Source organism: Bacteroides sp. HPS0048 (assembly GCF_964240755.1).
GTDB lineage: Bacteria > Bacteroidota > Bacteroidia > Bacteroidales > Bacteroidaceae > Bacteroides > Bacteroides nordii.
Window position 1 is genome coordinate 36,080 of sequence record NZ_CAXSVC010000005.1, and the last position, 14,966, is coordinate 51,045.

Below are 14,966 nucleotides of genomic sequence, written 5' to 3' on the forward strand. Positions count from 1 at the left end.
AATCTATTTATTATTTAATGCCTTTAATTGTTCTATCTCTTCCTGTTGTTTTATTACATACAGAGTCAATTCCTCAATTTTTTGAAGTAATAAAGCATTCACTTCACCCAAACTAACCCCATTGGCTTTAACATCTGATTCACTAGGAATACCTGGTAAAGTACCTTTTTCTGTAATATGCTTCTTTACCTCTCCTAATGTTGGAAGTTTATAATCCTTCTTAAAAACGAAGTCGGCCCAATCAGAGTCTACTTTTATTTCTTTTGAACGAATAGTTCCATTAACAGCTAATTTATATCCTTGTGGGTCCAGTGTACCAATACCAACATTATTATCTTTTGAAAATAAGACAACTGGAACATCATCGGTCATAGACCCATTACGATATCTTAAGTCTCCAGAATAATTAATATAACAGGAACCATTATTATCATTCCCATTATATGATATTCGTAAACTATGATCTCTATCAGAAGTATTACCAAAAATCAATTCTCTATTAGAAGGAATAAACAAGTATTTGTTTACATGTATATTTCCATTAACATACTGGTCTCCATTAATTGTTTGAACCCCATTAAAAGTATTTACTCCTCTGGTGGCAAACTCCTGCCAATTGTTATTATACTCAGTATTCGTTTTCAGGTGGGCCAGTTTTCTAAAAAATATTCGGTCATCATGTTCAAAAGTTGTGGAAATCTGAAATTGATAATTAAGGTTTGAATCATTATGACGCATAACAAATAAATATTTCCAAGGCCATTGGGGAATTTCATAAGGATAGTTTGTTTGAACTTTGTCTGAATCATAAATACCTGTATTTAATATACTATTAAAACTATTAATAGTTTGTGCATAACCATCCCCTATTTGTTGAGCAAAACCCAATCCCACACAAAATAGTGACACAAAAAGTAGTAGAATCTTTTTCATAACCTATAAATTTAAAAGTTAGTAAATTAATAGCTATTATCTCTTTTTTAACTCATTGATTTCTTTCTTCATTTCAATTATGTATAAAGTTAATTCTTCTATCTTTTGAAGTAACAAAGCATTGGTTTCAGCTAAATTCACTCCATTGGCTTTTACTTCTTCTTCTGAAGGTACACCCGGCAAAGTACCTTTTTCACCGATGTATTGCTCTACTTCCTCCAATGTAGGAAGTTTGTAGCCCTTCTTAAAAACGAAGTCAGCCCAATCAGAGTCTACTTTTATCTCTTTTGCACGAATAGTACCATTAACAGCTAATTTATATCCTTGTGGATCCAGTGTACCAATACCTACATTACCTCTATTAATGGTCATATACGTTTCTGCTCCGTCACCCCATGACTGAATTTTATCATAAGGATCTCGCTCCCACCACGTTCTGGTTTCTCCTGGCTTTGAAAAAGAGTCATCAATAGAAATACCTTCATGAAATCTGGCAGTAGTCCATTCATCACCAGCGGCATCTCTTACAAGAAAAAGTCGATTGTAAGCTACATTGTAAAAACAATTAGTGATGAATGAGTATAAAGTAATATAATCTCCTTTGGCTTTCTGCAAAGGTTCTCCTTGGAAAGCTGAAAACATGGCAGTAGGATCGTCAATGTCACCAAGGCCTAAGCGATGAAACATTCTATCATCGGATGAAGTCAAAGTATTAGTCATAGAAGATCGAATGGCAACAGCACTTACACTATCATTTTTTTGATCAATTTGTGCAAACATCATTGATGAGTATAATAATAGCAATACAGCAATAATCTTTGTTTTCATAATAATATTTTTAAGCGTTAATATTAATTTGCTCTCATGCTTTTTATTTCGGCTTCCATACTCTCCATTCGTTTTTCTTGTTGAATGATGTAAAGTGTCAGTTCCTCTATTTTTTGAAGTAGCAAAGCATTTGTCTCTGCCAGATTTACTCCGTTGGCTTTAACCTCTGCCTCACTTGGTATACCGGGTAAAGTTCCATTTTCATTGATATGAGTCTCCACTTCTTTCAGAGTAGGAAGCTTATAATCTTTCTTAAAAACAAAGTCAGCCCAATCGGACTCTACCTTGATCTCTTTGGCTCTAATAGTACCATTTACATCCAATTTATTTTGAGGATTAGTTGTTCCAATTCCCATATTCCCATCTGTTACTAATATACTATTACTTCTGATTGTACCATTTATATCGAGTTCATACTGAGGATTATCATTCTTTACCCCAACTTTACCGTCAGCCTGTACAACAAACATTGGTGTAAATACAAAACCAAATAAATTGGTAAATCCAACAGAAAACTTATCGCGTCCATCAATACAATCGCCGATGCTCACCCTTAATTCACTTGCATCCAGCTCGGTATTATACCTAGCCATAAAAACCGGATCGGTATTATCATCCAAGTGACTAAACCACAAACGATGCCCCCAATCCTTCACCCAATCTCCAGATGACACAGTTGGACCAAATTGAAAATCACCATTTAATTCCAGTTTATTATTAATTATTTCTTGGGAAAATAAACTTGCACTACTCAAAACTAAAGCTAATAAAAGACTACTTCTTTTCATAATAATAAAATTAAAATGTTAACACTAATAAGGATTATCTCAATCAATAAAATATTTATAGTGGATTGTATATTATCAAAAAGAATGATTCCGAAGTAAAGGAGAAATGACTTTAGACAAAAATAAAGAAAAAGATCAAAATATCCTAAAAAGTTACCCGGACAATTACAATGTTTATACATCACAATAAAAACCAGTATATCAATATCATATACGTTTCACAAAAAAAAGAACCCGGACAATTCAATATTTATTTTTATGCTACAAAATGAGATTGTAGAAAAAATAGGCAGATAGTGTTAGCTTATTAGAGCATTCATGAAAAATAAACCTTGATTCTGAAGCGTAGTTTACAAGCAGGCAAGGCGTAGTCTACATCCAGGCAAGGTATAGTCTCCAAACAACCTTTATAAGAGGTTGATAATGGGGTATTATTACAGCCTAAAGCATACAAATCCTAAATCCCTTCATCATATTTTTCATTATTCAATTATTTATATTACCTTTGCACACATAAAAGCCACAAAAAACTCGTGTTGGCTTATAAGGTTGTCTCTTTCTATTTTTTTGGACACCTCTATTTACTTATCAAACAACAATAATATATCACTATTTGAAATTCTGATTAATATATTAGTCAGGCTTGTGAAAGTCTGTATATATACTTTTTTAAATTATAGCATAAGATTTGATAAATCTCTATGTAAGAGATTTCTTGTCCGCCCGGCCTGTGAAGGTAGGGCGGATTTTTGTTTATATAATTATCATACTTAATAATTTGTTAAACAGAACTAAGAATTAAGCTAAATACAGAACCTTTTTAACCAAATATCTGTTTTGATTTAAAACTTAAACTTTTTATACGGCAGGCCATCTGTGAAGACAGCAAGCCGTAATATTTTATTTCTTTCCATCTATTATCTAAAAAGCGACTTAGTAAAAAAAATAATACATCACAAATAGTACAATTTTATTATTATAGCATTATCTTTGCATCCGTTAAAAACAGATGAGATGAACGAAGAAGAAATAATGCTAAATGGCCTCCTGATTGACAAATGCAAAGAAGAAGGAATTATGATAGCTTTGGTTGCTATCAACAGAGAGACAAAAGAAATTGAATTACCGCAGAGCTTTAAGGATATGGTCAACGACCCTAACTATTACATTTGCTACTGTCATAGAAGTGAAAAAGAAGAATATATTATTGAAAAAATAAAAGAAATACCCGATTAAAAGCCAGATAAGAATGAATTATACAAAACCATTCTTATCACAGGTTTCAATACGAAAAGAAAGCCGTTTCTTATCGTATTGAAACAACTTTCTTATATAGATATTTCAGAAGATACTACAATCAACCTGCTAACCGATCAATCCGGTATTTCCTCTCCATTTATATTTGCAGCAGCATAATCATCAAGAAAGAGCTCTACATTCTTAGCATGATGGGCAATATAGGCAGCAGGTCCCGTGTCACCAGAAGTATAAATCTCCTCCACCACTTCAGCTTTATTTCTGCCTGTGATCAAAAAAATTACCCGACGGGCATTAATAATAGGACAACCTGTCATCGCAATACGTTTCTGACCATTATTCGGGTTATAACTTACTTCATAAATCCTGTCAGAAGACAATAATTTCTCTTGTCCGGGGAAGATAGACGAGGTATGTCCGTCTCCGCCTGCTCCTAACAATATTACATCAAATACAGGCCAACCATCTTGCATAGGAACCTGACTTTCTACTACCTTGGAATACCGGACCGCTTCCTTATCGGGTCTATCCTCTCCTCTGATACGAAACACGTTTTCATAATCAATAGGAACCACGCCCACCAACAATGAGCGTACCATTCCATAATTGCTATCTGAGTTCTCGGGTGGGACACAACGTTCGTCTACAAAAAAAACTTTCATCCGCGTCCACGGAGTAATATCACTATATTCGTTTGCCCACAAGTCAAACATCAGCGCAGGAGTACTTCCACCACTTAAAGCAATATTGAAAGTCTTGCCGGGTTCATCTATCATAATTTTTATCAGATGAAGAATCAGTGCGCGTGCCGTCTCAATGGACGAAGGATAAATAAAAGGTTTCATAGTTCACAATATTGGTCTGTGTTCGTCAAATTCTTACAAGGATTAGTCCATTCAGCACCATGTTCGTGCATCATAGCCTCACTTTCGAGAGGGCCCCATGTACCGGCCGGATAACCATAAAGCGGTGCATCGGGATGTTCTTTCCAATAGTGGAGGATTGGATCAAAGAACCGCCAGGACGCCTCCACTGCGTCACTTCGTGTAAAGAGGGTAGGATCACCCTGGATACAGTCATCAATCAAACGGGCATAAGCATCGCCACTTGGCACGCCACCGAGTTGGTTATAACTGAAATCCATTGTTACTTGTTTCACTTCAAATCCCGCACCAGGTACTTTCATTCCTATTTTCAGGACAATACCTTCATTGGGTTGCAAGCGAAGGATTAGTTTATTGGCACGAGGACAATTACCTCCCGCACAATGAAACATCTGATGTGGGGTTTCACGGAAGTGTACCACTATTTCCGTAACTTTGGTAGGCATCTGCTTTCCGGTACGTATATAGAATGGAACACCACTCCAACGCCAGTTACTGATTCCTAATTTCATAGCAATATACGTCTCTGTCCGTGAGTCGGGATTTACATTTTTCTCTTCGCGATATCCTTTCTTATTACCAGAAGCTGTGTATTGACCACGAACAATATGTTCTTCAAAATCCTCCTCGGTCAATGGAGTTAGAGACTCATACACTTTCACCACTTCATTGCGGAACGTATCAGCATTAAATACAGCAGGAGGTTCCATGGCCGTCAATGCCACAAGCTGTATAAGATGATTCTGCACCATATCACGTAAAGCACCGGCAGTGTCATAAAAACCGCCACGCTGCTCAATACCCAGATTTTCAACAGCTGTTACCTCTATATAATCAATATAATTACGATTCCACAGAGGTTCAAATATCCCGTTAGCAAAACGGAAAGCAAGCAAATTTTGAGCGGTTTCCTTACCCAGGAAATGATCAATACGGTAAATCTGATGTTCATCAAACACAGAAGCATAGATACGATTCAACTCTTCAGCAGACTGAAGATCATATCCAAATGGTTTCTCCACGATAATACGTGCCCGTCCACGATTAAGATGCGCTTTTTTGAGGTGCAACGGAATCACTCCATACAAAGAAGGAGGTGTAGCCAGATAAAACAACAGATTATCCGGTTCCTTCTCTCCGGTAAGCTCCTCAATACGCTGACGAAGGCGGACATAGCCAGCCTCTATAGCAGGATCAATAGCCAGATAGTAAAGATGTTGTGTAAAGTTATCCATCAACTCTTTATCCTGTTCTTCGGGTTTCACAAATTGTTCAAGTTCAGTATAGATGTAAGCACGATAGTCAGTATCCGAATACACAGTACGTCCCACACCCATCACAGAAAACTCTCCTTTGAGACGCTTATCTCTGTACAAAGAGTACAAGGCAGGCATCAGCTTACGCTTAGTAAGATCGCCCGAAGCGCCAAAGATTATCATTACAAATTTATCCATTATTTTAGTAATTAGTAGTTAGTGATTAGTGGTAAGTGGTAAGTGATTAGTGATTAGTGGCTGCGCTATTATGCCGGATGGCACTAATCACTTATCACTAATCACTTATCACTAATTATTGTATGTTCCTGATTTCGTATCACCACCATGTCCTGTCCAGTTCTCATGGAAGAACTGTCCGCGGAGTTCATCTTTTCGTTCAAAAGTATGTGCACCAAAGTAATCGCGTTGCGCTTGTATCATGTTAGCAGGCAAATTGGCAGATACCAATGAGTAGAAATAATTCAATGCCGAAGAAAAAGCGGGAACAGGAAGTTCTTCACGCATAGCCTGCACCACCAGCGTTTTCCATCCGGATAACAATCCCTTTATTTCATCCCGGAAATAAGGCGCCAGCAAGAGGTTTTTGGGCTTATCCTTTACCTCAAAAGCAGCAGCAATGTCATTCAGGAAGATACTACGAATGATACAACCTCCACGCCACATACGTGCGATAGAAGACAAATCAAGCTTCCAGCCAAAAGTATCAGAAGCGCGCTGAAGAACAGCGAATCCCTGAGCATAAGAAACCAGCTTGGATGCATATAATGCAGCATAAATCTCTTTCACCAATTCCGGTTTATTATAAACAGCTTGTGTACGTTTACATTGAAATTGCCGTGAAGCTGTCTCGCGCAACTCTTTCTGAGCCGACAAACTTCGTTCAAATACCGCAGTGGCAATCAACCCCAAAGGCATACCCAGTTCCATGGCATTAATAACGGACCATTTTCCTGTGCCCTTCTGTCCGGCAGCATCCAGTATCTTATCCAACAGATACCCTCCCGACTTATCTGTATGCCGCAGGATATTTGCTGTAATTTCAATTAAATAGCTACGAAGTTTCCCTTCATTCCAATGAGAAAAGACATTCGCCATCTCTTCATTCTCCAGGTCAAGCAGATTCTTCATCACCCAGTACGCCTCAGCAATAAGTTGCATATCGCCATACTCTATGCCATTGTGTATCATCTTCACAAAATGTCCGGAACCTGCCGGCCCAATCCAATCACAACAAGGCGTACCATCCGATGCCTTTGCCGCAATACTTTGCAGAATAGGTTTCACCGCCGGCCAGGCTGCTACCGAACCACCAGGCATAATAGAAGCACCATTCAAAGCCCCTTCTTCACCACCAGACACACCGGCACCGACGAAAAGAAACCCCTTCGACTCAGCCAATGCCACACGACGATTGGTATCTTCATAATTGGAGTTACCACCATCAATCAAGATATCACCCGGAGAAAGTAAAGGGAAAAGTTGTTCCATTAATTCATCTACAGCACTACCGGCACGAACCATCATCATTATCTTTCGAGGCAAGGATATTGAATCTACAAATGTAGCAATATCAGTAAAACCTTCGATGTTTAGACCTTTAGCCCGCCCATTGAGAAATCGTTCTACCACTCCTTCTTCTACTCCGGGCACTGTACGGTTGTATACCGATACATTCCATCCTTTACTTGCCATATTCAAGGCTAAATTTTCGCCCATTACAGCCAAACCAATCAGCCCAACATCTGTTTTATTCTGTATTGACATAATTGTAAGATTTATCTAATTAGTTGTTTATTCTTTATTAATTTACTTATTTACTATAACATATACAATAAAATTTTGTTCGGCTATTTACAAAAAAAAATGCTACTTTTGTAGCAATTAAATAAAGTTTCGACCATGAAGAAAATCCATATCGGCCTGTTACCCCGCATTATTATTGCCATTTTGTTAGGAATTGCAGTTGGACACTTCTTTCCGGCCTCGTTAGTTCGCATATTTGTAACATTCAATGGTATCTTTAGTGAATTTCTAAATTTTTCTATTCCGCTCATCATTCTCGGACTGGTCACAATTGCCATTGCCGATATCGGAAAAGGAGCCGGCAAAATGCTGATTGTAACTGCACTGATAGCCTACGGAGCGACATTGTTTTCGGGTTTCCTCTCCTACTTTACCGGTGCTACTTTATTCCCATCCTTGATAGAGCCCGGAAGACCACTCGAAGAAGTGAGTGAAGCACAAGGCATACTTCCTTTCTTCTCCGTTGCCATCCCACCGCTAATGAATGTAATGACATCTTTGGTTCTCGCTTTCACATTAGGATTAGGATTGGCCGCACTACGCAGTGATGCCTTAAAGAATGTGGCAAGAGATTTCCAGGAGATTATTGTCCGCATGATCAGTGCTGTCATTCTGCCTTTGCTACCGCTCTACATCTTTGGTATATTTCTCAACATGACACACTCCGGACAAGTATTCTCCATCCTAATGGTATTCATCAAAATCATTGGAGTTATTTTCGCTTTGCACATTTTCTTATTGATTTTTCAATACTCTATTGCCGCACTGTTTGTTCAACGCAATCCTTTCAAATTATTAGGACGGATGCTACCAGCCTACTTTACCGCATTAGGAACTCAATCATCTGCTGCTACCATCCCTGTCACCTTGGAGCAGACAAAAAAGAATGGAGTATCAGCTGATATTGCCGGTTTTGTCATTCCACTCTGCGCCACGATCCATCTTTCGGGCAGTACACTAAAGATTGTAGCCTGTGCTTTGGCTTTAATGATGATGCAGGGTATGCCATTCGACTTCTCTCTTTTCGCAGGATTCATTTTTATGTTAGGCATCACCATGATAGCCGCACCTGGTGTTCCCGGAGGAGCTATTATGGCATCTTTAGGTATTTTACAATCCATGTTGGGCTTTGACGAATCAGCACAAGCATTAATGATAGCGTTGTACATTGCAATGGATAGTTTCGGCACAGCATGTAATGTTACGGGTGACGGAGCAATTGCACTAATTATAGACAAAATCATGGGAAAAAGCAAGCAGTGAACAAGTTAAACAAACAAGGAGAGCCCAGCAATACCTAAAATGAAAAGTATAGAAACAACCCTCCTTACCAATGATATCAAAACACTAAAAAAGGCGAACAATAGAATTCTTTGTTACTACGGGCCAGAACCATGTGCCAACTCATAAACCCGCCATGGAGCAGTTTTAAATTGAACAGAAACACAGATTGTTTTATCTAAAGAGTTTATCACTTTACAGTGAAGTTATTTGAAACAATGGTAGAAACAGACTATAAAGCCCTGGAAATCAAACAATAAAAAAATACGTACTTTTGGGGCACAAAAGTACGTATTTAAGACACTGTTAATATGCATTTTAAGTCACCGTTAAAATACTAAGTTTGCAAACAAGAGATTAAAGAGCCGTGACAGATAATAATAAATGTTACAACATTTCTGCCAATTTCCACACCTGTATATGTCGTATACCTTCTTTTGACGGCAATGCTACATTATCGAGAGATACTATCCACTTTTCATAATTATCCTGTATTGCCTCCAACGAAGCATACAAAGACTGCATCATCAACTCATTATCCAAAGCACACACACACTGAATGTAGATAATCCGGTCTCCTTTCCGTGCAAGAAAGTCAATCACTTTATTGCGATGTACACCTACATAAACAGCATATCCGGCACGTCGTAATTCAAGATAAACATGATTTTTAAACTTAGTGTCCTGTTCGCGGACAAAGAACGGATAAAGAAAACGCATGAAAGCCCAATCATTAATATAATAACGACAACTACCTAACACCACTTCCTTACTGCGAACCTGACAACGCTCTACACGATGAATCAGGAAAGTATTCTCGAGGTAACTGATATAATTGGCAATCGTATCATAGCTCGTCTTTCGCTGCTGCGAATTAAAATGAGCAACCAGATTAGTAACAGATACCAACTCGGACAGATGTGCTGCTAAATAGATAAGTACATCTTCAAAAAGCCGGGGATCTTTCACACGATATTGTTGCACAATATCACGAAACAGTGCAGTATCTTTAATAGAGGAGACATAATTCCATTTTACATCTTCCGTTGATAAAGTAGAAAGCCGGGGCAAGGAACACCCTTCCATATATGCAGCATAGCTCTTACCGGAAGCTTCTTCCCGCACACGTTCTCTATACTCTGCATAACTAAAAGGAAAGACCTCAAAACTCACATAATGCCGGTCCGGCATCCCTTCCGCATCGCAAGGAAGTATCTCTCTGCCGGACCCACTGATAAACAGCTCGCTACTGTTGACATAATCCTGCGAATGAGAATATACAAACTCTTCCCAACCTATGATGTTCTGTATCTCTTCAATAAATAGATAGATTTTTCCTACCGGATGAATTCGTTCCCGATAAGTAGATAAAAGTTCTTCAAGTCCTTCACGTCCGGATATGAAACCAGAATCGGTGAATGAACGATTTATATACAATATATTCCGTGCCGATACTCCCTCATCAAGTAAATGAAGCATAATCTGCCGGAGCAGATATGATTTCCCTGCCCCACGTTGGCCTATCAGTAACTTTATCAGTTTATTACCGATATAGCCAAAAATACGATTGGTATAACTCTTACGAATGAATCCGGCTTCCGGCAATCGTCCATTCCAATAATTAGAGAGACTTAATTCATTAAAACAATCATTCATATCCGAATATATTAATATCACAATTAAAAAATTCAATTAAAAATGATATTTATAAATCAAACAATACAATTTTCATTTATACTTGAATAATATTCGGCAAATATAAATATTTTCTGTTTAAACTAAAAAATTCCACCCTCATATATAGCTCTTATCCGAAAGAAAATACCGAATATTGCAACGATATTAGAAGCCAAAGTTAGAAGTCAGTAGTTAGAATCTATGCAACTTGATTATTTTTATGCCGAAGGGATTCTAACTACTAACTACCAAATTCTAACTATTAGCTATCAACTACCAAATTAATTATTTATAATATGAAGAAAGCTCTTATTTCTGGGATCACAGGGCAAGACGGTTCATTCCTTGCCGAATTTTTATTGCAAAAAGGTTATGAAGTACACGGTATACTCCGTCGTTCTTCTTCTTTCAACACCGGACGCATCGAACATCTTTATTTTGACGAATGGGTGCGCGACATGAAACAGAAACGTACTATCAACCTGCATTATGCCGACATGACTGATTCAAGTTCATTGATACGTGTCATCCAAATGGTACAACCCGACGAAATATACAACTTAGCTGCACAAAGCCATGTGAAGGTATCTTTTGATGTACCCGAATACACTGCGGAAGCAGATGCTATCGGCACACTACGTATGCTCGAAGCAGTACGCATCTTAGGACTGGAAAAGAAAACACGCATTTATCAGGCTTCTACCTCAGAGCTTTATGGCAAGGTACAGGAAGTACCTCAGAGTGAAACAACTCCGTTCTATCCGCGTAGCCCGTATGCAGTGGCCAAGCAATATGGCTTCTGGATTACAAAGAACTACCGCGAAAGTTACGGTATGTTTGCCGTAAACGGCATCCTCTTTAACCATGAGAGTGAACGTCGTGGAGAAACATTCGTAACCCGTAAAATAACACTGGCTGCAGCACGTATTGTACAAGGTGAACAAGACAAATTGTACTTGGGAAACCTGGATGCACGCCGTGACTGGGGATATGCGAAAGATTATGTAGAATGCATGTGGCTTATCCTGCAACATGACGTTCCGGAAGACTTTGTGATTGCTACCGGAGAAATGCACACCGTACGTGAGTTCTGTACACTTGCCTTTGCCGAAGCAGGAATCAACCTGCGTTGGGAAGGCGAAGGAATAGATGAAAAAGGCATCGACACCGTTACCGGAAAAGTATTAGTAGAAGTTGATCCGAAATATTTCCGTCCGGCTGAGGTGGAACAGCTACTGGGTAATCCTACGAAAGCTAAAACCGTATTAGGCTGGAATCCGTGTGCCACTCCATTCCCCGAATTAGTAAAGATCATGGTACGCCATGATATGAGAAAAGTACAGAAGATGATTGCAACCAAACAGGAGTAAGATCAATGGATAAAAATGCAAAGATATATGTAGCAGGACACCACGGACTTGTGGGTTCTGCTATCTGGAAAAACTTGCAAGAAAAAGGATATACCAATCTTGTAGGACGTACACACAAAGAGCTCGATTTGCTGGATGGTGTTGCCGTTCGTAACTTTTTTGATGAAGAACAACCGGAATATGTATTCTTAGCTGCCGCATTCGTGGGTGGCATCATGGCCAACAGTATTTATCGCGCTGACTTTATTTACAAGAATCTACAAATACAGCAGAATGTTATCGGCGAAAGTTTTCGTCACCATATTAAGAAACTACTATTCTTAGGTAGTACCTGTATCTATCCGCGGGATGCTGAACAACCAATGAAAGAAGAGGTGTTGCTGACTTCCCCGTTGGAATATACCAATGAGCCCTATGCCATCGCCAAAATTGCAGGATTGAAAATGTGCGAAAGCTTCAATTTGCAATATGGAACGAATTATATCGCTGTAATGCCTACCAACCTATATGGTCCGAATGATAACTTCGATCTGGAACGTAGCCATGTGTTACCGGCCATGATACGCAAAGTACATCTGGCACACTGCCTGAAAGAAGGAAACTGGGAAGGAGTACGCAAAGATATGAATGCCCGTCCGGTAGAAGGAATCGACGGTAAAAGCCCAAAAGAAGATATTCTGAACATCCTTAAAAAATATGGTATCAGTGATACGGAAGTATTGCTTTGGGGCACCGGAACACCGTTACGCGAATTCTTATGGAGTGAAGAAATGGCCGATGCCAGCGTATTCGTGATGGAACATGTAGATTTCAAGGATACCTATAAAGAAGGTAGCAAAGATATTCGTAATTGCCACATCAACATTGGCACAGGCAAAGAAATATCTATCCGCCAGCTTGCCGAACTGATTGTAGAAACAGTTGGTTATAAAGGTAAACTAACTTTTGACAGTACCAAGCCGGACGGTACGATGCGCAAGTTAACAGATCCTTCCAAACTACACGGATTAGGATGGCATCATAAAATCGAGATAGAGGAAGGGGTACAAAAAATGTACGACTGGTTTCTTAGTTGAAAATTGAAAATTGAAAGTTGAAAATTAGCTGCGCTAACATGCTGCATAGCAATTTTCAACTTTCAATTTTCAACTTTCAATTATAATAGTTATATTTGCACAATTTAATACCAAATGTGCAAAAAACAATGGAACAAAGTTTTATAGCTTACATTGAAAATAGTATCAAGAACAATTGGGACCTGGATGCCCTGACAGATTATAAGGGAGCCACCCTACAGTATAAAGACGTAGCCCGCAAGATCGAAAAGCTGCATATCATCTTTGAAGAAAGCGGTATTCAAAAAGGAGACAAGATAGCCGTCTGCGGACGAAACAGCTCTCACTGGGGAGTCACTTTTCTTGCTACATTAACCTACGGTGCAGTAATTGTACCGATTCTACACGAATTCAAAGCAGACAATGTACACAACATAGTCAATCATTCTGAAGCCAAACTCCTTTTCGTTGGCGATATGGTATGGGAAAACCTCAACGAATCGGCAATGCCACTACTCGAAGGTATCCTGATGATGACAGACTTCACTCTGCTGGTAACACGCAGTGAAAAACTGACATACGCCCGCGAACATCTGAACGAACTATTCGGCAAGAAATATCCGAAGAACTTCCGCAAAGAACATGTAGAATATCACAAAGACCAGCCCGAAGAACTGGCGGTTATCAACTATACATCCGGAACAACAAGCTATTCGAAGGGAGTAATGCTCCCCTACCGTAGTCTGTGGTCGAATACCAAATTCGGTTTTGAAGTACTAACGTTAAAGCCGGGTGACAAGATTGTATCTATGCTGCCAATGGCGCATATGTACGGACTGGCATTTGAATTTCTGTATGAATTTTCCGTAGGTTGCCAAATCTACTTCCTTACCCGGATGCCAAGTCCCAAAATTATCTTCCAGGCATTTGCAGAGGTGAAACCCAACCTGGTAGTAGCTGTACCACTTATCATCGAAAAGATTATAAAGAAAAATATCTTGCCTAAACTGGAAACTCCCACCATGAAGCTATTACTGAAAGTACCTGTTATTAATGATAAGATTAAGGCAACAGTACGCGAACAAATGATACAGGCCTTTGGTGGCAACTTTGAAGCTGTAATTGTGGGTGGTGCCGCTTTCAATCAGGAAGTGGAGCAATTTCTCAAGATGATCGAGTTCCCTTACACAGTGGGATATGGAATGACAGAATGTGGTCCTATTATCTGTTATGAGGATTGGAAATACTTCAAACCGGGTTCATGCGGAAAAGCTGCGCCCCGTATGGATGTAAGAATTCTTTCATCGGATCCTGAAAATATACCGGGAGAAATTGTTTGCAAAGGTCCCAATGTAATGCTGGGATATTACAAAAATGAAGAAGCCACCGAACAAGTAATTGATAAGGATGGCTGGTTGCATACCGGTGATCTGGCTCTGGAAGATGCCGATGGAAATATCACGATCAAAGGTCGCAGTAAGAATATGCTATTAGGTCCAAACGGGCAAAATATCTATCCGGAGGAGATTGAAGACAAGTTGAACAATCTGCCTTACGTATCGGAAAGTATCATCGTACAGCAAAATGAGAAATTGGTAGGTCTGGTATATCCCGACTTCGACGAAGCTTTTGCACATGGCTTGAAAAATGAAGATATGGAACGCGTAATGGAAGAAAACCGCGTTGCACTGAATGCCATGTTACCAGCATATAGCCAGATTTCAAAAATGAAAATATATCCGGAAGAGTTCGAAAAAACTCCCAAGAAATCAATCAAAAGATTCCTGTATCAGGAAGCAAAAGGATAAAAAAA

Annotated in this window: 12 protein-coding genes; 5 read left to right on the forward strand and 7 right to left on the reverse strand. The window is 39.0% G+C overall.

The window, feature by feature from the left end; all coding sequences use genetic code 11:
• Positions 1-3: 3 nt before the first annotated feature.
• From ACESQI_RS05660 to ACESQI_RS05670, 3 genes are read right to left on the reverse strand one after another with little or no spacing between them, the layout of a single operon-like run.
• Positions 4-933 carry a hypothetical protein gene (locus ACESQI_RS05660; RefSeq protein WP_373125548.1) on the reverse strand — a complete coding sequence of 310 codons (930 nt, stop codon included), beginning with the start codon at positions 931-933 and terminating at the stop codon, positions 4-6.
• Between the two features lie 36 nt (positions 934-969).
• A complete protein-coding gene (locus tag ACESQI_RS05665; RefSeq protein WP_025867666.1) occupies positions 970-1,761 on the reverse strand; it encodes a hypothetical protein in 792 nt (263 codons plus the stop codon).
• Between the two features lie 23 nt (positions 1,762-1,784).
• Positions 1,785-2,549, reverse strand: a complete 765-nt coding sequence (locus ACESQI_RS05670; protein WP_373125549.1) for a hypothetical protein — start codon at positions 2,547-2,549, stop codon at positions 1,785-1,787.
• 1,014 nt (positions 2,550-3,563) lie between these two features.
• Here ACESQI_RS05670 and ACESQI_RS05675 point away from each other — a divergent pair.
• Complete coding sequence (locus ACESQI_RS05675; RefSeq protein WP_007485178.1) at positions 3,564-3,785, forward strand: hypothetical protein; 222 nt, start codon at positions 3,564-3,566, stop codon at positions 3,783-3,785.
• A 137-nt stretch (positions 3,786-3,922) separates the two neighbouring features.
• Here ACESQI_RS05675 and pgl read toward each other — a convergent pair whose 3' ends face one another.
• The 3 genes from pgl to gnd all read right to left on the reverse strand — a co-directional run bounded on the left by pgl (position 3,923) and on the right by gnd (position 7,731).
• Positions 3,923-4,651 (reverse strand): 6-phosphogluconolactonase, encoded by a 729-nt coding sequence (pgl, locus tag ACESQI_RS05680; protein WP_007485176.1) that lies wholly within the window; start codon positions 4,649-4,651, stop codon positions 3,923-3,925.
• The gene (gene zwf, locus ACESQI_RS05685) at positions 4,648-6,144 is read right to left on the reverse strand and encodes a glucose-6-phosphate dehydrogenase (protein ID WP_002560707.1); all 1,497 of its coding nucleotides are present in this window, start codon (positions 6,142-6,144) and stop codon (positions 4,648-4,650) included. The genes pgl and zwf overlap by 4 nt, the downstream gene beginning before the upstream one ends.
• 111 nt (positions 6,145-6,255) lie before the next feature.
• A complete protein-coding gene (gene gnd, locus ACESQI_RS05690; RefSeq protein WP_007485174.1) occupies positions 6,256-7,731 on the reverse strand; it encodes a decarboxylating NADP(+)-dependent phosphogluconate dehydrogenase in 1,476 nt (491 codons plus the stop codon).
• A gap of 135 nt (positions 7,732-7,866) precedes the next feature.
• On the opposite strand from gnd, the gene ACESQI_RS05695 reads away from it, so the two are divergent.
• Positions 7,867-9,033 (forward strand): dicarboxylate/amino acid:cation symporter, encoded by a 1,167-nt coding sequence (locus ACESQI_RS05695; protein WP_122201665.1) that lies wholly within the window; start codon positions 7,867-7,869, stop codon positions 9,031-9,033.
• Positions 9,034-9,438: 405 nt separating this feature from the next.
• Here ACESQI_RS05695 and ACESQI_RS05700 read toward each other — a convergent pair whose 3' ends face one another.
• The gene (locus tag ACESQI_RS05700; protein WP_195660040.1) at positions 9,439-10,707 is read right to left on the reverse strand and encodes an ATP-binding protein; all 1,269 of its coding nucleotides are present in this window, start codon (positions 10,705-10,707) and stop codon (positions 9,439-9,441) included.
• Between the two features lie 317 nt (positions 10,708-11,024).
• Here ACESQI_RS05700 and gmd point away from each other — a divergent pair, with 317 nt between their 5' ends.
• The 3 genes from gmd (at position 11,025) to ACESQI_RS05715 (ending at position 14,961) form a co-directional block, all read left to right on the forward strand.
• The gene (gene gmd / locus ACESQI_RS05705) at positions 11,025-12,098 is read left to right on the forward strand and encodes a GDP-mannose 4,6-dehydratase (protein WP_002560711.1); all 1,074 of its coding nucleotides are present in this window, start codon (positions 11,025-11,027) and stop codon (positions 12,096-12,098) included.
• 5 nt (positions 12,099-12,103) lie between these two features.
• Positions 12,104-13,174 carry a GDP-L-fucose synthase family protein gene (locus ACESQI_RS05710; protein ID WP_373125550.1) on the forward strand — a complete coding sequence of 357 codons (1,071 nt, stop codon included), beginning with the start codon at positions 12,104-12,106 and terminating at the stop codon, positions 13,172-13,174.
• A gap of 128 nt (positions 13,175-13,302) precedes the next feature.
• A complete protein-coding gene (locus ACESQI_RS05715; RefSeq protein ID WP_002560713.1) occupies positions 13,303-14,961 on the forward strand; it encodes an AMP-binding protein in 1,659 nt (552 codons plus the stop codon).
• Positions 14,962-14,966: the final 5 nt, after the last annotated feature.